This window comes from Polynucleobacter sp. Nonnen-W13, assembly GCF_018881735.1.
Classification (GTDB): Bacteria; Pseudomonadota; Gammaproteobacteria; order Burkholderiales; family Burkholderiaceae; genus Polynucleobacter.
In genome coordinates, this window is record NZ_JACVPU010000002.1 from 557,931 (window position 1) to 575,627 (window position 17,697).

Sequence of the window (17,697 nt, forward strand, 5' to 3'; positions counted from 1 at the left end):
CGCTATGTCAAATATTCAACCTTTTCACCTGGCTTTTCCCGTAGATAACCTGGAAGCAGCTCGCACTTTTTACGGCAGCACCTTAGGTTGCGCGGAAGGTCGCAGCTCTGATGAATGGATTGATTTTGACTTCTTTGGACACCAATTAGTTGCCCACCTTGCACCTGAAGAATGCAGTCATGCAGCCTCAAATGAGGTTGACGGACATCAAGTTCCTGTAAAACACTTTGGGGTGGTGCTGACAATGCCAGATTGGCATGCATTGGCGAATAGATTAAGCAGCAGTGGCATGAAGTTCATCATCGAGCCACAGATTCGCTTTAAAGGAAAAGTGGGGGAGCAGGCAACCATGTTCTTTCTCGATCCTGCCGGTAATGCCTTGGAGTTCAAGGCATTTGAGGATCCCAGCCAGCTATTTGCTAAATAATTGGCTGAGATAGAAAAACTGAGTACAAGTTATCTACTACATCAGAAGAACTGGTAACTCATTCCCGCCTGAAAATTGATGGGTGCGCCAGCAAAAATCCCGTCAGGACTTCTGCTGGAAATATAACGCCTGTTCAACAAGTTGTTCACCACACCAAATACTTTCAAACTTTTATTGATCGCATAATTTGCACTCCAATTCATAGTTGTAATGGCAGGGATTTCTCCTAGAGTACCAATGGAGTTTGGCAAAGCAGTATTTGCTGAATCAGCAAATTGAGGTGATAAGTAATTTAGACTGACTAAGGTGTTGAGGCCATTTTTCTGATAGCTGACACCCAAATTCGATACCAATTCTGATGTGTATGGGATACGGTTTCCATCCCTCCCCATAGATGAGTTGCCAACGAATTTAGCAACTGGAATATAAGTCAGATTTCCACTCAGACCCCATCCAGATTCAAATCCATACCCTAAAGATAATTCCATACCCTGATGCAAGCTCTTACCGCCGTTAGCTTTGCTAATCCCCGCAGCAAGACTTTGATTAACAATTTGATTGCTAAAGTTCATGCTAAATATCGCCGCATCATAGCTAAAGCCATGATTGACACCCCGTAGACCAAACTCAAAATTGGTTGATCTCTCAGGGTCCAATTGCTGATCCACACCCTTTTCACTAATGGCAGTTGCTAATTGAGCGGGCGCAAATCCTTTATATACGCTCGAATAAAGCTGTAATTCTGGAATCAGTTGCCAGCTTGCTCCAATTTGTGGAACAGTTTCTAAATTCTTGGCGCTCCCTGATTTTTCAGTTAGCACATTATTTCGAGACTGGTTATAGCTTTCAACACGCACCCCAGGGGTAACTGCAAAGTCTTTTGATAGCAAAAATCTATTTTGCGCAAAGAGAGCTACTGAATTGGCTTTATTTTCCTCATGCCCGGACACTCTTCCGGACTTCGCCAAGCTTCGCGATGCCACCAACTGATTTGATTGCGTCTCAGTATGTAAGCGTAGTCCGAATTCAAACTCATTACTTATACCCATTGCCTCATAGGCATGAGTCATTCGCGAATCTACTCCGAGCATTTGAAATTCACGATTTCGCCCAAACATACAATCATTATCACCATTGCAGGGAGTAAAACTCGTTTTATCCGAAGTACGACCACTGACGACTTGACGCCAGTAATCTCGATCTAAGCGACTCCAGTACAGCAATGTGTTCAGTTTTGTCCCAGTGCCGAGCTCCCAAGAGTGATTCAGGTCAACGGCATTTCTCTGTGTAACAAAATAATCATTGGGAGCAGGATTTCCTGAAATTCGGGCGTCATATTGATTTGGTCTCAAGCCGACATAGGAGGTATTAATATTGTTGTCATAGTGGGTATATTTAAGGCTAAGCCATTGATTTTGATCAATCGCTACACCGCCCTTAAACAGAATGTCGTACATCTTAAAGCCATTGCCTTGGTATCCATCACTCTCAGACTTAATGATGTTGATACCTGCGATAGCTCCATTGCTTTCCGACTTTCCGCCAGCTTCAATTTGAGCAAATTGATAACCATAATTACCTGCTTTACCGGAAAGCTTAAAGCCTTCCTCTGGAGTCTTAGTTAGGTAATTAATAACCCCACCAATATTGGACGGGCCATATTGCAAGCCTGATGCCCCCTTTAATACTTCAATGCCGCTCATACGATCCACAGGTGGACTGTAATAAGAGGCGCTAGAAATAAATAGGCTGGGATGAATAGGTGCCCCATCCTCTAGTAATAGCACTTTCTGACTACGACTGGGATTGAGTCCTCGAATACCAATATTCGGAATGGAGCCTAAGCCACCTTCATCACCTCGGATGTTAATACCCGGAATAGTCTTAAGAGCATCTTGAATAGACAGGGGCTGAAGTAAATCCAACTGCTTTTGATTAATCACATCGACCGTACCCGGAATTTTCGAACGCGCATTTTCCTCGCTGCCGACAATATCTATTCTTGGTAAATCTATTTCCTTAGCCTGAATACCTGAGCTTAAGAAACACCCGCAAACTAAGGCCAAGCGTAAAGCCCAAGCCAATTTTTTCTGCTTCATATGCAATCTCCAGAGATAAAAACATCCAATCGCTGGCTAATCGCATATCAAAATACTTTTGCTGGCTAATAAATTAGGCTAATTAGCCCATCACTATTTAGTCAAAATGAGCTTCTTTAATTTAGTAATTCTTAAAATATATCTTTCGCCATCATGGATGATGACAACAGTTTTCTCTTTACCAAATAAATTCGTACTGGCAATCACCTTATTTAAACTCAGTTGAGAACTCACGAAATCATCTCTTGAGTTATTGAACTCTGATTTCAATTTAAGTCTCTAACCTGAAGTGGACTGGAAGATGGTAGCAGTGCGATAAGGCCTGATCCTGAGATTCTAGAGCAGAAAATTTCCACTCTCTGACGCCTTCCATGGCGGATCTATCTAGTTTTTCATAGCCAGAACTTTTGACCAACTGAACATTTTCCACGCGCCCTCGATCATCAATACATAACTTGAGTTGAACAGCGCCTTGCTCACGCATACGCCTACTTAATAGGGGGTAAATGGGTTTTGGATTGAAAAATATGTCTCTATCACGAAAGGTTTTTACTGGCGGAGATGGCATGGCTGATTCATGATGACTTGAGTTCCTCGCAATCGTTGATGCAGGGGGGCTATGAGCTACCTTGATGTCCTGAGTTTGTTTTGATACTTTGGCTATGGCGCGATGCTCAAGTGAGTCCCTCAAGCTGAGAGTTAGCCTCTCTGGTGCAAAAGTTTGTGGAGTCCTATCTTGAAATACTCCCATTCCAACAATGATGGAAATATGCATCCCAATCACCCAAAAAGGAATAAGTCTAGATGCACTAATCTGTAATTTTTTTCCAATCAAGAAACAAAGCCCTTACTTACATCAACTCAAAAATGAAAGATGATAATCATTCTCATTAATTTTATTGGATGTTTTACGCACCAACAACCCTTTAGATGAAAGGCCTGCATGCTCCAAGGGTATTGGGATAGCTAACTAGATGAGATTAATACTTCTGGTGAATTTGTAAGCGCCAAAGTGAAGTGATTTCGGCTGCTCTTGCAAAATAAAGAGAGTCTGAGTCATCGAATGTCTTCGGATGTTTTGGTTTGGTATCCATGCGGTCAAGAACAACTAATCCGGCATCTTCAATCCAAGATAGCAGCTCTTGTCGGGATCTGAGCTCAAGGTGTTCGGCTAAATCAGACAGAATCAGCCAGCCCTCACCTTGGGGTAACAAATGATCTTTCAATCCCGCTAAAAACCCTTTGAGCATCTGACTCTCTGGATCGTAAACCGCATGTTCCAAAGTAGAGCTAGGTCTTGCAGGCACCCATGGTGGATTGCAGACAATTAATGAAGCCTTTCCTATTGGAAATAAATTAGCTTTCATAATTTCTACTTGAGAAGCCAAGCCTAAGAGTGCAATATTTTCTTTGGCACACTGAAGCGCTCGATCATCTTGATCAGTAGCAACAATTTTTTGGACATCCCGCATTGCCAAAATAATCGACAGAACTCCAGTACCAACCCCAATATCAAAAGCTGTGGATGCCCCATTAAGGGATTTGGGCAAAGGGGCGCTACAAACTAACTCAATGTACTCGCCGCGAACGGGTGAGAAAACGCCGTAATGTGGATGAACGTAAATTGGCTCGCCATTTTCATCGGCCAAAATAGGCAAACCATTTTTGCGCCACTCATGAGCGCTCACTACGCCCAAGAGTTCACGCAAAGAAACTACATAAGATTGTGTGACGGTACCGTATGCCTCAATACACGCCTGGGAAATATCGGGCGCTCGGCGCAATGAAATTGTATGATCCGCATTACATTGAATTAACAACATCCCCAATATACGAGCTCGCTGAGATTGAATCAGGCGATGTTGATTAAAAATATCTTTTGCTGACTTCTGGATAACAGGCTCACCTGACTTATCCAACCTCTTGCCTGAACGCTTCGATTTTTTTGATGGTTTATCGATACGTCGAACCAAAGCCTGCAAGAGCTGTCGGGCATTTTGAAAATCCCCCTTCCAGAGGATAGCGGTACCTTCGCATGCCAAGCGATAGGCATCGTCCGCCGTTAATGTATCGTCAGCAATCACCACTTTTTTATGTGCTGCTATGCCATTTTCAGAATGCCAAACAGCTGAACAGGTCTGGTGACCCTCTTCCCAGTGAATCGAACTACCCTGGCTCATGAATTACTCAGGAGGATGTTCCTCTGGATTAACATCCAAGGCGATCAAAAACCGAGAGACCATGTTGTAAGCTGCCACTACAGTGACAAGCTCAACGGTATCAGTATTTCCCAGAGCCGCCTGCAAGCGCTTCATCAGAGCGCCATCAACCTGAATATTGCGCGTCATCTGAAACGTAAGCTCTACGGCATCATTTTCAATAGTAGAGAATAAGGCGCTAGGAAAACTTGGCTGACCAATTAAACGCAGTGCTTGCACTTGCTCTTCAGTGCCGCCTGCTTTGATGAATGGTGGGGCGTGGTGAAAAAACTCATATTCGGCGCCATTCAGAACAGCTACTCCACACATCGCAAGCTCGCGCAGCTTTGGATCTAAGGAGAGGTTATTACGGATCTCGCCGACAAAATGATTCCAGCCCTCAGCAATAGGGGTGCTGTGTAAAAGCATGCGATCCAAATTAATGAACTGACCACCGCGTCTTTTACGAATAGCTGCCACCAACTCAGCAGGCTCAGCCAAGTCCATCGGCTGATAGGGAATTAAACGCTCACTCATATCAATTCCTTATTGTGTTTCTTTAATATTATTTTCAATCACAAACTTACCCCACACCGCAATTTGCTTGCCGATAAAGTCGCGGAGAGTTTCTGGGTTACCAGCGACAATTTCAATACCTTGTGACTTTAATTTAGATGCGACTGCAGGCGTCTTGAGCGCTTTCGTGACAGCCTGGTTCATGGCATTGACGATGGCAGGTGGAGTTTTGCCTGGAGCCAAAACTGCCCACCATGCTGGTGCATTAAATCCAGGGAAACCACTTTCAGCAATCGTTGGCACATTCGGTAACTCAGGAGATCTTTTAGCGGTAGTAATTACCAAGGGAATGACGCCGCCACTATCGACATGGGGTTTGACTAAGAATTCTGAGCCAACAGCCAGTGGAACTTGACCACCAAGTACATCCTGCATCAAGGGGCCTCCACCACGATAAGGTACGTGATTCCAATCAAAGCCTGCTTGTTTAGCCAAACGCGCCATGGCCAAATGACCCAAGCTACCAATTCCAATAGATCCATAGCTAAATTGTTTGCCAGTCTTGGACTGGTCTACCAACTGCTTAAAACTGGTGATCCCAGAATTCTTACTGGCGACTAATACCATCGGTGATGTACCAATTAAGTTTACAGGCGCTATATCTTTAATCGTGTCGTAGGGCAGCTTATCTTTGAGGATCGGATTTACACCGTGCGTGTCAAATACCACCGCAAAGGTATAACCATCAGGATCTGACCTTGTCATGGCAGCAGTTCCAATGACACCGGATGCCCCGCCAATATTTTCAACAATGACGTTTTGCTTTAATTCTGCTTGTAAAGCTGGGGCCAAGGTACGTGCCACTTGATCCACAGAACCACCTGGCGGGAAAACAGCAATCAGGCGAATCGGCTTTTGGGTTGGCCATGCGCCCACACCGGCAGTTTGAGCGCTAGCAAAAGAACCCGCAAACATCATCAATAAGCCCAATAAAAGGGCTTTTTTAGTTATTTTCAAGAAAATCGGCATACATCATCTCCCTCGATTAAGACTGCAAGATTACCACCCATCCTGGCCGCTTGTTTGATAATGGATACCGGAGCAAGATGAGATTAACGATGAAACCAATTTTGAACATAGCTGCCTACTTATTTGTCAGTCTAGATAATTTAACTGAGCTACGCGCCAAGATCTTAGATGAGTGCAATTCTAGCGAGTTAAAGGGCACCATTCTCTTAACTGGCGAAGGCATCAATATGTTTTTAGCTGGTAGCGAACCTAAATTGCGTGGCTTTATAAATGACTTGCGCCAGGATCCACGCTTCGCACCCCTGCAAACTAAAGATAGTTGGTCCGAAACGCAGCCCTTTAAGAAGATGCTGGTCAAAATTAAGAATGAAATTATTCGGATGAATCATCCGGCGATTCGCCCGGAAGAGGGGCGCGCAAACTTCATCACACCAAAAAAATTACAAGAGTGGCTTGATCGCGGGACAGATGACTTGGGTCGCCCCGTTGTCATGGTGGATACACGCAATGCTTTTGAGGTCGAATACGGGACTTTTGAAAATGCACTGCATTTCAATATCGAGAAATTTACAGAATTTCCTGATGCCATTTCAGCTCATAAGGACGAGCTAGCTGATAAAACTTTGGTGAGCTTTTGTACCGGTGGAATTCGTTGTGAAAAGTCTGGGCTCTACATGCGCGAAATTGGCATGCAACACAGCTATCAGCTAGAGGGTGGCATCCTCAAGTACTTTGAAGAGGTTGGCTCTGCACACTATACCGGCAGCTGCTTCGTATTTGATGAGCGGGAAGCGCTAGAACCTAATCTAGACACCATCCCACTTGAGCGCTCAATCCGAAAAAAACAAATCGCTTAAAGACCGAAATGATTAGTTTGATTTACCCACCAAAGTCATGTGCTCAACAAAAGGTGGCTTTACGAAGAATGGTCCAACAATAGCTCGCCAATCAGCGAAGGCATCAGAACCCCTAAAGTCGACCGTATGGTTATCCAGGGTATCCCAGTAAATCAACAATAAATAACGAGCAGGACTTTCAATGCTGTGATTAACCTTGAATCCACGAAATCCCTTAGCCTGGGCGATGACGGTATTGACACCTCGCAAAATGGCCTCCTCAAACTCAGCACCCTTAGTTGGGTCAATTTCTATATCGCAGTGCTCTAAAATCATGATGCTCCCTTTTTAAAAAGTATTTTTATATCAATAGTAAAATTCATTTATAAAAGAAGCTTAATTCAAAAAAATATCTAGGCTCGAGACATGTCTAATACCCTCCGTCGGCAAATGCCGATTTTTTTATCTGCCCTGATTTTTTCTAGCATCAGCTCAGTGGCTAGTTTTAATGCTGCAGCGCAATCAATACAAAACTATCCCGTTAAGCCAATTAAGTTGATTGCCCCAGTAGCAGCTGGAGGTGGTCTAGACAATATTGCCCGCTCGCTTGCTGAAAAAATGTCCAAGTCGATTGGTCAAACCATTGTTGTGGAAAATATTGGCGGAGGTGGAGGCACCATTGCCTCGCAATCAGTCGCAAAAGCAACTCCAGATGGCTATACCTTAATGGTTGCCTATGTTGGCTCGCACGGAACCAATCCAGCGGTTCGCAAGCTACCCTACGACGCCATAAAAGATTTCACGGCGATTGGCATGATAGGAGCAACACCAAATGCTCTGGTGATCAATCCCGAGTTACCGATCAAAAATTTTAAAGAATTTATTGATTACGCTAAGAAGAATCCAGACAAAATAAGTTACGGCTCAGCTGGCCCAGGAACCTTGACCCATTTAGGAATGGAGCAATTAAAACTGGCCGCAGGAATTTCTATGGTTCATGTCCCTTATCGTGGTGTAGGGCCAGCCTATACGGATTTGTTAGCAGGTCAAACTCAAGCAATGCTTCCAACCCTCTTTGCCGCCATGCCCTATTTAAATACCAATCGAGTTCGTGGCTTAGCTATCACTGGCGCTAAGCGTAATCCTGCTGCGCCCAACATTCCCACCTTTAAGGAACTTGGCTACAACGGCTTTGATGGGCAGCAGTGGTATGGAATTGTTGGCCCCGCCAACCTTCCGCCCGCCATTGTTAAGAAACTCAACTCAGAACTCAATAAAGCATTGGCACTGCCGGATTTCTCGGAAAAAATGACCAGTGAGGCAATGACATTAATGCCAATGTCTCCACAACAATTTGAAAACTACATTAAAGAAGATATTGCTCGCTGGGTTAAGGTTGCTAAAGAGCGCAGCATTGAGTTGGAATAAATTTCCTACCCATTCTTATCAAATTCAATACTTACAAAAAACAGGAAATAACATGTCCCACGCCATCCAAGCAGCAGCCGATCTGAATGCACCACCAGTCACTAAAATATTAGCTGAGTTTGTTACTTCACACGCCAGTCAAGGCTGGAGTGCTGAGGTGGACCATGAGGCACATCGCACCTTTTTAAATTGGCTTGGATGCGCAATTGGCGCAGCTAATCATGAGAGCGTTGAATCCTCATTAGCTGCTATCCGTGAATTTCAACCAGCACCTCAGGCGAGTATTCTTGGCCGAAAGGATCGTGTTGACATGGGTGGCGCAGCTCTCATCAACGGCATTAGCTCACATACTTTTGACTTTGATGACACACACCTGAAAACAGTGATTCACCCGGCAGGGCCTGTTGCTTCTGCCATTCTGGCTTTGGGTGAACATACTAATGTCACAGGCCGTCAAATAATTGATTCACTCGTTTTAGGAATTGATGTTGCTTGCCGCATTGGTAATGCCATGTACCCAGACCACTACCATCGTGGCTGGCATATCACTGGTTCTACTGGCATGCTGGGTTCTGCTGCAGCTTGCTCACGCCTCATGGGACTAGACACCCAAAAAACAACTATGGCATTAGGCATCGCAGCATCGCAGCCGGTGGGTATGCGCGAGCAGTTTGGCACCATGACAAAACCCTTTCATCCGGGAGGTGCGGCACGTGCAGGACAACTTTCCGCCCTATTGGCCAAGCATGGCTTTACTGCTAGCCCTAAAGCTCTAGAAGCGGGCCGCGGTTATATGCAAACCGTTTCAACTAAATGCGACTGGTCAGAGATTGATCGAGAGCTTGGAAAATCATTTGAGATTTCATTAAATACTTACAAACCATTCGCCTGTGGAATTGTGATCCATCCGGCTATTGACGCATGCGCGCAACTCAAAGCACAAGGCGTTAAAGCAGAAGAAGTTGAACGCATTGAATTACGCGTCCATCCACTCGTTCTTGAATTAACTGGTAAGAAAACACCTCAAGATGGTCTTGAAGGTAAATTCAGCGTCTACCATGGCTGTGCCGTAGGCTTAATTTTCGGTCAAGCAGGTGAAGGTGAGTACGCTGATGATATTGTCAATCGCCCTGATGTAGTCGCCTTGCGCGCCAAAGTAAACGCCACAACTGATACCTCTATCAGCGAGGCATCGGTGGACGTCAAAGCGATTCTGAAGGACGGTAGGGAAGTTCATATCTTCGTTAAAAATGCAATTGGATCTGTTGAGAACCCAATGAGCGACCTTAATTTAGAACAAAAGTTCTCTAGCTTGACTGAGCCAGTAATTGGCAAGGAAAAAACTGGTCAACTCATTGCAGCATTATGGAATCTAGGAAGTGCGCCTGATCTCAAGAAAATATTGAGTCTTTGTACTCCCGACTAACCCACCTGAAAGAAAAAACCAGTCACATGGCCAAGCAACCGAATATCGTCATCTTAGGAGATTACGAGCGCGCTCTGCGTCGCTTCTCTCAATGGGATCGCATAGAGCAAAATTCAAACCTCATAATCCATCACGAGCCATTACGAGATGAGGCCTTGTATGAGGCAGTCAAAGATGCTGATGTGATTGCTATCGTGCGCGACCGATCCCCCTTTAACGAAGCCATGATTGCAAGGTTGCCAAAGCTCAAATTATTGATGTTCACAGGCAAGAGAAATGGCACGCTAGATAGCGCCGCCCTTCTTTCTCGTAATATTCCGATTGCCTGCACGCCAGGAGGTCCTTCGAAAGAGACTACTGCCGAGTTAACCTGGGCATTAATTTTGGGCGCTTCAAAACAATTGGTTCGCCAAAATAATCTAGTGAGCACTGGTGGCTGGCGCGATGAACTCTCCGTTCTGCCCATGCTCTCCGGCGAGCGTTTGGGCGTTATTGGTCTTGGTGCTATCGGCAGCGCTGTTGCTCGCGTTGGTAAGGCATTCGGTATGGAGATTGTTACTTGGAGTCCGAACATGACTCCAGAACGCGCTGCAATTGAAAATGCAACTTCAGTTAGTCTGGATGAATTACTACGCACATCAAAAGTAGTTACCATGCACTTAGTAGCGGGACCAGGCACCAAAGGAATCATCAGCGCTGATCAACTTGCTTTAATGCGCCCGGACTCCCTTCTGGTCAATACCTCGCGCTCTGCATTAATTAATATGCCCGACTTATGCGCTGCTCTCAAAAAAGGTTGCCCCGGCCAGGCTGCTATCGACGTATTTGATATTGAACCACTACCATCTCACGATCCCTTACGCAGCACCCCAAATTTATTAGCAACGCCCCACCTGGGCTTTATTGCGGAGCCTGTATTTAAAATGTTCTCGCAAGGGATTACTGAAACTCTGGAAGCATGGTTGGATCAAAAACCAGTACCCCATCCATATCAGCCTTAACGCCTTTGAAAACACTCACTCCAACAGAATTATTTATTACCTTTAGCAAGATCGGTATGTCTGGTTTTGGTGGGGTCCTACCTTGGGCTCGCCGCACTCTGGTAGAACAAGACAAGGTGCTTAGCTCAGAAGAGTTCAGCGCCATTCTTGGAATATGCCAAATTGTTCCAGGGCCCAATATTCTGAATCTTGCCGTCTGCATTGGCTCACGTCTTTGTGGGGCTAAGGGCGCCTTTGCCGCAGCGCTTGGCCTGACTCTTGGGCCTATCTGCATTGTGATGTTGCTAGCAGTCTTGTATCAGCATTACAGCAACTTAGAAAGTGTTCAAGGCCTACTTAGAGGCATCTCTGCAGTGGGCGTGGGATTAATTGCCTCTACGGGCATCAAAATGTTGCGTGATGAGTTTAAATACCCGGCCATGCTTTTGGTCGTAGCCCTGACAGTGACTGCCGCAAGTTACTTCCATCTAGGCCTTGGCTGGGTTGTTCTCCTTATATCTCCGCTTGCTTTGCTATTAGCCTTCAAGAAGGCTCGTAAGTGATGGGCATACTTCTCAGTCTATTTTTAAAGCTTTCTGCTTTTTCTCTGATTGCCTTCGGCGGAATCAATGCGCTACTTCCCAGCCTCTTGGAGCTATCGGTTTATCAAGAGCGGTGGATTGACCTACAAACTTTTGCTGATTACTTTGCGATTGCGCAAGCTGCTCCTGGCCCGAATTTCATGACGGTCACCCTGATCGGCTGGCATGTTGGAGGAGTCCTGGGAGCACTACTAGCCACCTTGGCTATTGCGTGGCCATCATCTATTTTGGTGTACTTTGTACAGCGGCTGATTCTGGGTATGAATGATGAGCAAAGAAAGAAGGCAATTCAGTATGCTGCTGCCGCACTGGCAATTGGCTTAGTGCTTTCTTCTGCGTGGCAGATTGCACTGCAAATCAATCATAGCTATGCTGCATATGGATTGACTCTACTCACTATTGGATTGACGGTATTTACCCGCTGGCATCCTTTATATTTGATCGCACTGGGCGCAGCCCTCGGAATCATGGGATTGATATGAAACTCTCTTCACTTCTTCGTACCTTACTTCATACTTTAATTACCGGCTTAGTGCTATGGTTAGCGCTGACTGCGCAGGCTCAAAACACATACCCAAACAAATCTATTAATTTAGTAGTGCCTTATGGTGCAGGCGGCAGCGCAGATTCTCGGAGCAGACAACTGGCTCAGAAAATGAGTGTCATTCTGAAGCAAGCCATTGTGATTGATAACAAGCCAGGTGCTGGTGGAAATATCGGCACTGAGTTTGTCGCAAGATCCGCCCCAGATGGCTACACCATTGGTATGGGAAACTTTGCCCCAATGGCGGTAAACAAAACGCTTTTCGGGAATTTACGCTACGACCCAGAAACCGCTCTTACCCCTATCATCCTGATAGAAAAGGGTCCGCTAATCCTGGTAGTAAATCCAAATTCGCCATACAAAACCATTCAAGATATTGTTACAGCAGCTAAGGCAAAACCAGGAACCCTGACATTTTCTTCAGGAGGAATCGGCGGTAGCCATCAACTCTCCGCTGAGCTATTTATGCAAAATGCCGGCATTCAAATGATTCATGTACCTTACAAGAGTGGTTCTGCTGCGTTGACTGATTTGATGGCAGGCAACGTCGACATGATGTTTGATCAAATGTACTCTGCAGTCCCCAACATCAGGGCAGATAAACTGCGTCCTATCGCCATCACCAGCAAAAAGAGATCGCCACTCTTTCCGAGCGTGCCTAGTTTTGCAGAGCTTGCTTACCCTAAGGTGGAAGTGCTCAATTGGCAAGGATTTATTGCACCTGCTGGCACACCTAAATCGATTATCGACACATTAAATAAAGCTGCTAATGAGGCGCTGAAAGATCCACAGCTTAGAGAGTTAATGCTCTCTCAAGGAAATGAAATTGGTGGTGGTAGCCCTGCTGATTTTGCAGCCCTCATTAAATCAGAGGCTGCAAAATGGAGTGCCGTAGTCAAGGCTGGAAATATTAAACCCGAGTAAGCTAGATGCGCAAACTTACTTCAGCGCTTGGTAAGTCAGGATACCTAAAAAAGTAAGACCAAGTGAACCAACTAAATGTAAAAACGCAGTGCCTAGCGCCCAACTGACTTCACCACGTTGCATAAAACCGACTACTTCAGCAGAGAAGCTGGAGAAGGTGGTGAGACCTCCCAGAAAACCTGTAATCACGAACAACTTCCATTCGGGGGAGAGGCTTTGATTATTGCCAAAAAAGGCTACGGCAATTCCGACGAAATATCCGCCAACCATATTGGAAATAAAAGTTCCCAATGGCAGAGTTGAGGCAAGGCTGACTGTTACGAGATTAAAGCCCGCTCTTAGTAAAGCACCGAGACCAGCACCACAAAAAATTGCAAAAATAGATAGCCACATATTCGGTATTTATTGGATTGAGAAAGTGAGCATGCTAATGGAGCCCATTTCTACTCCATCAATTAATATCTTAGGGGTCTCACCTTGCTCTTGTAGAGCAAGTACATACAACGCTGGCCAATAGTGCTCAGGCGTTGGGATAGATAAATGCGCGGCATCACCGCACTGCTCCCAATGAATTAAATTGTCGTGATGGTTTGCATGCATCTCCGAAACAAAAAAATCATTGAACTCTCTAGCCCATGGATAAGGTGTTGCGCCCTCCTCCCAATGAATAGTGCGCAAGTTATGCACAACATTACCGCTAGCCAGAATCAAGATATTCTCGTCACGCAAAGGGCGTAATTTTTTAGCAAGCTCGTAATGCTTACTCGCAGACATGGAACCATCTAGACTCAATTGCACTACCGGTACATCTGCGTGTGGATAGAGATATGTCAGAACAGACCAGGCGCCATGATCAATACCCCACTCGTTCTCTTCAAGTACAACGGGGATATCCAACAATTCTTTTACGCGATCTGCCAGTGCAGGACTACCGGGTGCTGGATATTGAATATCAAAGAGGGCTTGCGGAAATCCCCCAAAGTCATGAATAGTTTTAGGTTTAGCCATTGCAGTAACCCACACTCCGCGTGTTACCCAATGTGCCGAGATGACTAAGATGGCATCTGGCCGTTTAAGTGATTTACCAAGATTAGCCCAAGCGGCTGTATAGCGATTGGGTTCAAGGGCGTACATCGGACTGCCATGACCAACAAATACTGCGGGTTGGCGATGGCTAGTCATTACTGCAGATTAGCCGAATACGTAGCCAGTGTGAGCCGCAACCAATGCAAACAAAATGGCTAAGCTAGTAGCAGCTGCCAACATGACGATCAAGGTGATGATTTTCTTATTAACTTCTTCTTTTGACTCTTTATGCCATTCGTTCATGCTAAATCCCTATTAAACACATTATTTGATAGTGCAATTATCCACTATCGGCCGCGGCCAGCCTTGCGCATCATGGCTTTTCCGCCCCCAAAGCCAGCCTGAGGCCTGCCGCCAGGCCCGGATGGGCCTTTTGGGGCTGGTGGACGGGCTACTGGCTTAGCTGCTACGGGCTTAGCGGGGGTTTTTGATTCAGGTTTTTTATCGTCAGTCACTTTTTGCTCCTATAGATATCATATTGCCATGATTACTGACTATTCTATCCAAGCTGTAGCCATTAATGCGATTCCTTTGATTTTCGCTATCACCATTCATGAGGCTGCCCATGGCTATGCGGCCCGTCAATTTGGCGACAATACCGCTTATATGCTCGGGAAAGTGAGCCTTAACCCCATTAAACACATAGATCCGGTGGGCACTATCCTTATTCCCCTACTGTTGATTCTGAGTGGCTCTCCTTTTTTGGTGGGCTATGCCAAGCCAGTACCAGTCAATTTTGGGCGTCTACGTAATCCCCGCATTGACTCTATCTGGGTAGCCTTAGCTGGACCTGGATCCAATTTCATCCAAGCCCTCATTTGGGCCATCTTTTTGATTTCTCTCTATGGTTTTGGCGTGAATGAGCGCTTTCTCTTAGCCGTGGCTCAAGCGGGGATCACCTGGAACCTAGTTTTACTGGTATTTAACCTCTTCCCCCTGCCTCCACTAGATGGTGGTCGCATTCTGGCGAGCTTATTACCAGCAAGACAATCCATCGCCTTCGGAAAACTAGAGCCCTACGGATTCTTTATTGTTTTGGCCCTCGTCTTTACAGGCCTCATTGGCAGCTTTTGGATGGAGCCCTTGACGGCCTTTTTTAAGAGTGTTGTTTACTTTGTCACACTTCCCCTGCAAATGCTTTTCTGAAGTATTCTCAAAATTTGAACGCATTAGTAATAACTCACTGACCTCACTGGAGCTTAACTATGAAACTGAAACATTTGATTTTTGCCGCCATTGCCCCTGCACTAGTCGCCGGAACAGGCATTGCTTATGCGCAATTTAAAAAACCAGAGGACGCCATTAAGTATCGTCAAAGTGCTTTTACTGTGATGGCCAATTCTTTTGGAAAAATTGGTGCAGTTGTTAAAGGCGAAGCACCATTCAATAAAGATGAAGTGGCGAAGAACGCAGCAGTCGTTGCCATGATATCGACCTTGCCATGGCAAGCGTTTGGTCCAGGTACAGAGGGTGGCAATGCACTCCCAGTGGTATGGTCAGATAACGCTAAATTTAAAGCTGCTGGAGAAAAAATGCAGTTAGCTGTTGCTAGCCTCAATACCGCTGCGCAGTCAGGTGATCAAGAAGCAATTAAAAAAGCTTTTGGTGCAGCAGGCGCTACCTGCAAAGGTTGCCATGATGACTTTAAGAAAAAGTAATTACCTAGAGATGAAGTAACCCAGAGTTAGCGCAATAAGGCTGAGCAGCAATAGCGCAAAGCCTCTTTGCAAACTTCCATCCTTGGAAGCATGACCCAAGTCTGCAGAGAGATTCATTTCTGTTTCGCTTGGGTCAATTTCTTTATCGCCCACTAACATGGGCTTAATCAAATTCTCACCTTTGAATTTCTGGTAATAGAAGATTGCACATAAATGCAGCGCAATCAAAATCATTAAGACTGTTTCATTCTGACGATGGATTGAAGTAAGGAGCTCAACTGCTCCACTAGAAATATATTTTGCAAAAGGTCCCTCAAAGGCAATATCGTCATTTGCAAAAAGACCAGTTATCGCTTGAAGACCAACTGAAAAAAGTAAGGCCAAAACAGACAAAGCGCCTAAGGGATTGTGACCAAGCCCCGCTTTAGCTTTACCTCTTAGAAAATGTATTAAACCCTTTGGACTCGGCACAAAATGAATAAATCGAGCATGGTAAGAGCCGACAAAGCCCCATATGATTCTGAAGATAATCAAACTAAGCACGCAGTAACCAGATAGCGCATGCCAACTCATGGCATTGCCACCGATCTTGACAGTGACAAAACTCAAAACAATGCCAGCAAGCAAGAGCCAGTGAAAGAGGCGAATTGGCAAATCCCAAACACGGATGATTTTTTTCATATCTAAAGAATAAATCACTACCCCCTTTAGAATAAGAAAAATTCATGAAAACTAGCCAAGCCTTTAAAACTCTGCTGCTCTATCGTATAGGCGCAACCCTAAGCTATCAAATCATGATGGTCGCAGTAGGTTGGCATATCTATGAAATCACCAATAGTGTCATTTCCCTTGGACTGATTGGTCTTGCGGAGCTGATTCCCTACTTTGTATTAGCTCTCTATGCTGGCCATGCAGTAGATCGCCATTCTCGAAAATGGATCGCTGCGATTGCCTGCATCTTTCATATTGCCGTTGCCTTGTTTCTAGTTGCAATAGCCCTTGACTGGTTGGCGCCGCCCGTTCCCTTGATTTATTCAGCAGTAGCTTTTTTAGGCTTAGCTCGCGCACTATTGCGCCCTTCTTATCAGGCCATCTTTGGACACATTATTCCCCGAGATCAAATGCCGCGCTATACCGCTTATGCATCCTCTGCATTTCAGATTTGCGTTGTAGCTGGACCGGGTTTGGGCGGCCTCATGATTGGACTTGCTGGGCTCGAGTGGACCTATGCCCTCGCTGCATTGAGTGGCGCTATCGGTCTATATGGAGTGAGCTTCATTCGCATCAAACATGAAAAGTCAGAAGGCGTGAGCCATGATTTCTTAAACAGCTTTTTGGAAGGCTTTCATTACGTACGAAAACACGAGCTGATTGTTAGCATCATGCTGCTAGATATGTTTGCCGTGCTATTCGGTGGCGCAGTATCCATACTCCCCGCATTTGTTAAAGAGGTTCTCAACGCTGGTCCCGAAACCTTAGGAATTCTCAGGGCAGCGCCAGCAGCTGGAGCTGTCATTACAGGCCTTTACTTGGCACGTCGACCCTTGCTAGAAGATTCTGGAAGACATTTATTGTTATCAGTCGGCGGCTTTGGGATTGCCATTATTGCCTTTGGACTGTCTAACAATCTTTGGCTTTGCGCACTTTTCTTATTTATTTCCGGTTGCTTTGACTCTATCTCAGTAGTCATCCGTGGCAGCATTATGCAATTGACAACCCCTGATCAAATGCGAGGCAGGATCAGTGCAATCAATGGGATATTTATTGGCTCCTCCAATGAATTGGGGGCGCTTGAGTCTGGAATTGCAGCTAGTCTTATGGGGCTTGTTCCATCCATCATATTTGGTGGAGGTGCAACCTTGCTAGTTGTCTTGCTGACCTACAAACTTGCACCCCAACTCAGAAAACTCAATCTCAAAGATCTAACCTAAAACTGACTTAGTT

Annotated in this window: 23 protein-coding genes; 11 read left to right on the top strand and 12 right to left on the bottom strand. The window is 45.4% G+C overall.

What is annotated here, in order from left to right; all coding sequences use genetic code 11:
* Positions 1 to 4: 4 nt before the first annotated feature.
* Positions 5 to 427 (top strand): VOC family protein, encoded by a 423-nt coding sequence (locus ICN27_RS08140; RefSeq protein WP_216269632.1) that lies wholly within the window; start codon positions 5 to 7, stop codon positions 425 to 427.
* A 41-nt stretch (positions 428 to 468) separates the two neighbouring features.
* On the opposite strand, the gene ICN27_RS08145 is transcribed toward ICN27_RS08140, so the two are convergent.
* The 6 genes from ICN27_RS08145 to ICN27_RS08170 all read right to left on the bottom strand — a co-directional run bounded on the left by ICN27_RS08145 (position 469) and on the right by ICN27_RS08170 (position 6,269).
* On the bottom strand, positions 469 to 2,526 hold the full coding sequence (locus tag ICN27_RS08145; protein WP_216269633.1) for a TonB-dependent receptor domain-containing protein: 2,058 nt from the start codon (positions 2,524 to 2,526) through the stop codon (positions 469 to 471).
* 93 nt (positions 2,527 to 2,619) lie between these two features.
* Complete coding sequence (gene hemP / locus ICN27_RS10470) at positions 2,620 to 2,760, bottom strand: hemin uptake protein HemP (protein ID WP_216269634.1); 141 nt, start codon at positions 2,758 to 2,760, stop codon at positions 2,620 to 2,622.
* Positions 2,761 to 2,797: 37 nt separating this feature from the next.
* Complete coding sequence (locus tag ICN27_RS08155; protein WP_216269635.1) at positions 2,798 to 3,301, bottom strand: energy transducer TonB; 504 nt, start codon at positions 3,299 to 3,301, stop codon at positions 2,798 to 2,800.
* A 205-nt stretch (positions 3,302 to 3,506) separates the two neighbouring features.
* Positions 3,507 to 4,706 (bottom strand): class I SAM-dependent methyltransferase, encoded by a 1,200-nt coding sequence (locus ICN27_RS08160; protein ID WP_216269636.1) that lies wholly within the window; start codon positions 4,704 to 4,706, stop codon positions 3,507 to 3,509.
* 3 nt (positions 4,707 to 4,709) lie between these two features.
* Complete coding sequence (locus ICN27_RS08165; RefSeq protein ID WP_215308150.1) at positions 4,710 to 5,261, bottom strand: carboxymuconolactone decarboxylase family protein; 552 nt, start codon at positions 5,259 to 5,261, stop codon at positions 4,710 to 4,712.
* A 9-nt stretch (positions 5,262 to 5,270) separates the two neighbouring features.
* Positions 5,271 to 6,269: a tripartite tricarboxylate transporter substrate binding protein gene (locus tag ICN27_RS08170; RefSeq protein WP_216269637.1), complete on the bottom strand. Its 999-nt coding sequence runs from the start codon at positions 6,267 to 6,269 to the stop codon at positions 5,271 to 5,273.
* An 89-nt stretch (positions 6,270 to 6,358) separates the two neighbouring features.
* On the opposite strand from ICN27_RS08170, the gene ICN27_RS08175 reads away from it, so the two are divergent.
* Positions 6,359 to 7,126 (top strand): sulfurtransferase, encoded by a 768-nt coding sequence (locus ICN27_RS08175; RefSeq protein ID WP_216269638.1) that lies wholly within the window; start codon positions 6,359 to 6,361, stop codon positions 7,124 to 7,126.
* A gap of 12 nt (positions 7,127 to 7,138) precedes the next feature.
* On the opposite strand, the gene ICN27_RS08180 is transcribed toward ICN27_RS08175, so the two are convergent.
* A complete protein-coding gene (locus tag ICN27_RS08180; RefSeq protein WP_216269639.1) occupies positions 7,139 to 7,441 on the bottom strand; it encodes an antibiotic biosynthesis monooxygenase in 303 nt (100 codons plus the stop codon).
* Positions 7,442 to 7,531: 90 nt separating this feature from the next.
* Here ICN27_RS08180 and ICN27_RS08185 point away from each other — a divergent pair, with 90 nt between their 5' ends.
* The 6 genes from ICN27_RS08185 to ICN27_RS08210 are packed head-to-tail and all read left to right on the top strand — an operon-like array spanning position 7,532 to position 13,009.
* Positions 7,532 to 8,533 carry a tripartite tricarboxylate transporter substrate binding protein gene (locus ICN27_RS08185; RefSeq protein ID WP_215308157.1) on the top strand — a complete coding sequence of 334 codons (1,002 nt, stop codon included), beginning with the start codon at positions 7,532 to 7,534 and terminating at the stop codon, positions 8,531 to 8,533.
* A gap of 52 nt (positions 8,534 to 8,585) precedes the next feature.
* On the top strand, positions 8,586 to 9,959 hold the full coding sequence (locus ICN27_RS08190; protein WP_216269640.1) for an MmgE/PrpD family protein: 1,374 nt from the start codon (positions 8,586 to 8,588) through the stop codon (positions 9,957 to 9,959).
* Positions 9,960 to 9,985: 26 nt separating this feature from the next.
* Positions 9,986 to 10,960: a D-2-hydroxyacid dehydrogenase family protein gene (locus ICN27_RS08195; RefSeq protein ID WP_215308161.1), complete on the top strand. Its 975-nt coding sequence runs from the start codon at positions 9,986 to 9,988 to the stop codon at positions 10,958 to 10,960.
* Positions 10,918 to 11,502, top strand: a complete 585-nt coding sequence (locus tag ICN27_RS08200) for a chromate transporter (protein WP_255535077.1) — start codon at positions 10,918 to 10,920, stop codon at positions 11,500 to 11,502. The genes ICN27_RS08195 and ICN27_RS08200 overlap by 43 nt, the downstream gene beginning before the upstream one ends.
* Positions 11,502 to 12,023 carry a chromate transporter gene (locus ICN27_RS08205; protein ID WP_216269641.1) on the top strand — a complete coding sequence of 174 codons (522 nt, stop codon included), beginning with the start codon at positions 11,502 to 11,504 and terminating at the stop codon, positions 12,021 to 12,023. Before ICN27_RS08200 ends, ICN27_RS08205 begins: the two co-directional genes overlap by 1 nt.
* Positions 12,020 to 13,009 carry a tripartite tricarboxylate transporter substrate binding protein gene (locus ICN27_RS08210; RefSeq protein WP_216269642.1) on the top strand — a complete coding sequence of 330 codons (990 nt, stop codon included), beginning with the start codon at positions 12,020 to 12,022 and terminating at the stop codon, positions 13,007 to 13,009. Before ICN27_RS08205 ends, ICN27_RS08210 begins: the two co-directional genes overlap by 4 nt.
* A gap of 15 nt (positions 13,010 to 13,024) precedes the next feature.
* Here ICN27_RS08210 and crcB read toward each other — a convergent pair whose 3' ends face one another.
* The 4 genes from crcB to ICN27_RS08230 are packed head-to-tail and all read right to left on the bottom strand — an operon-like array spanning position 13,025 to position 14,550.
* Complete coding sequence (crcB, locus tag ICN27_RS08215; RefSeq protein ID WP_215308168.1) at positions 13,025 to 13,402, bottom strand: fluoride efflux transporter CrcB; 378 nt, start codon at positions 13,400 to 13,402, stop codon at positions 13,025 to 13,027.
* Positions 13,403 to 13,411: 9 nt separating this feature from the next.
* Positions 13,412 to 14,191 carry a 4,5-DOPA dioxygenase extradiol gene (gene ygiD, locus ICN27_RS08220; RefSeq protein ID WP_216269643.1) on the bottom strand — a complete coding sequence of 260 codons (780 nt, stop codon included), beginning with the start codon at positions 14,189 to 14,191 and terminating at the stop codon, positions 13,412 to 13,414.
* Between the two features lie 9 nt (positions 14,192 to 14,200).
* The gene (locus ICN27_RS08225) at positions 14,201 to 14,338 is read right to left on the bottom strand and encodes a hypothetical protein (RefSeq protein ID WP_170217005.1); all 138 of its coding nucleotides are present in this window, start codon (positions 14,336 to 14,338) and stop codon (positions 14,201 to 14,203) included.
* Between the two features lie 44 nt (positions 14,339 to 14,382).
* Positions 14,383 to 14,550: a hypothetical protein gene (locus tag ICN27_RS08230; protein WP_015421675.1), complete on the bottom strand. Its 168-nt coding sequence runs from the start codon at positions 14,548 to 14,550 to the stop codon at positions 14,383 to 14,385.
* Positions 14,551 to 14,578: 28 nt separating this feature from the next.
* Between ICN27_RS08230 and ICN27_RS08235 the strand changes: the two genes are divergently transcribed.
* Positions 14,579 to 15,241: a site-2 protease family protein gene (locus tag ICN27_RS08235; RefSeq protein WP_216269644.1), complete on the top strand. Its 663-nt coding sequence runs from the start codon at positions 14,579 to 14,581 to the stop codon at positions 15,239 to 15,241.
* A 59-nt stretch (positions 15,242 to 15,300) separates the two neighbouring features.
* Positions 15,301 to 15,753: a cytochrome c gene (locus tag ICN27_RS08240; RefSeq protein WP_215308174.1), complete on the top strand. Its 453-nt coding sequence runs from the start codon at positions 15,301 to 15,303 to the stop codon at positions 15,751 to 15,753.
* On the opposite strand, the gene ICN27_RS08245 is transcribed toward ICN27_RS08240, so the two are convergent.
* On the bottom strand, positions 15,754 to 16,434 hold the full coding sequence (locus ICN27_RS08245) for a cytochrome b/b6 domain-containing protein (protein WP_216269645.1): 681 nt from the start codon (positions 16,432 to 16,434) through the stop codon (positions 15,754 to 15,756).
* Between the two features lie 44 nt (positions 16,435 to 16,478).
* Here ICN27_RS08245 and ICN27_RS08250 point away from each other — a divergent pair, with 44 nt between their 5' ends.
* Complete coding sequence (locus tag ICN27_RS08250; protein WP_216269646.1) at positions 16,479 to 17,684, top strand: MFS transporter; 1,206 nt, start codon at positions 16,479 to 16,481, stop codon at positions 17,682 to 17,684.
* Positions 17,685 to 17,697 lie beyond the last annotated feature (13 nt).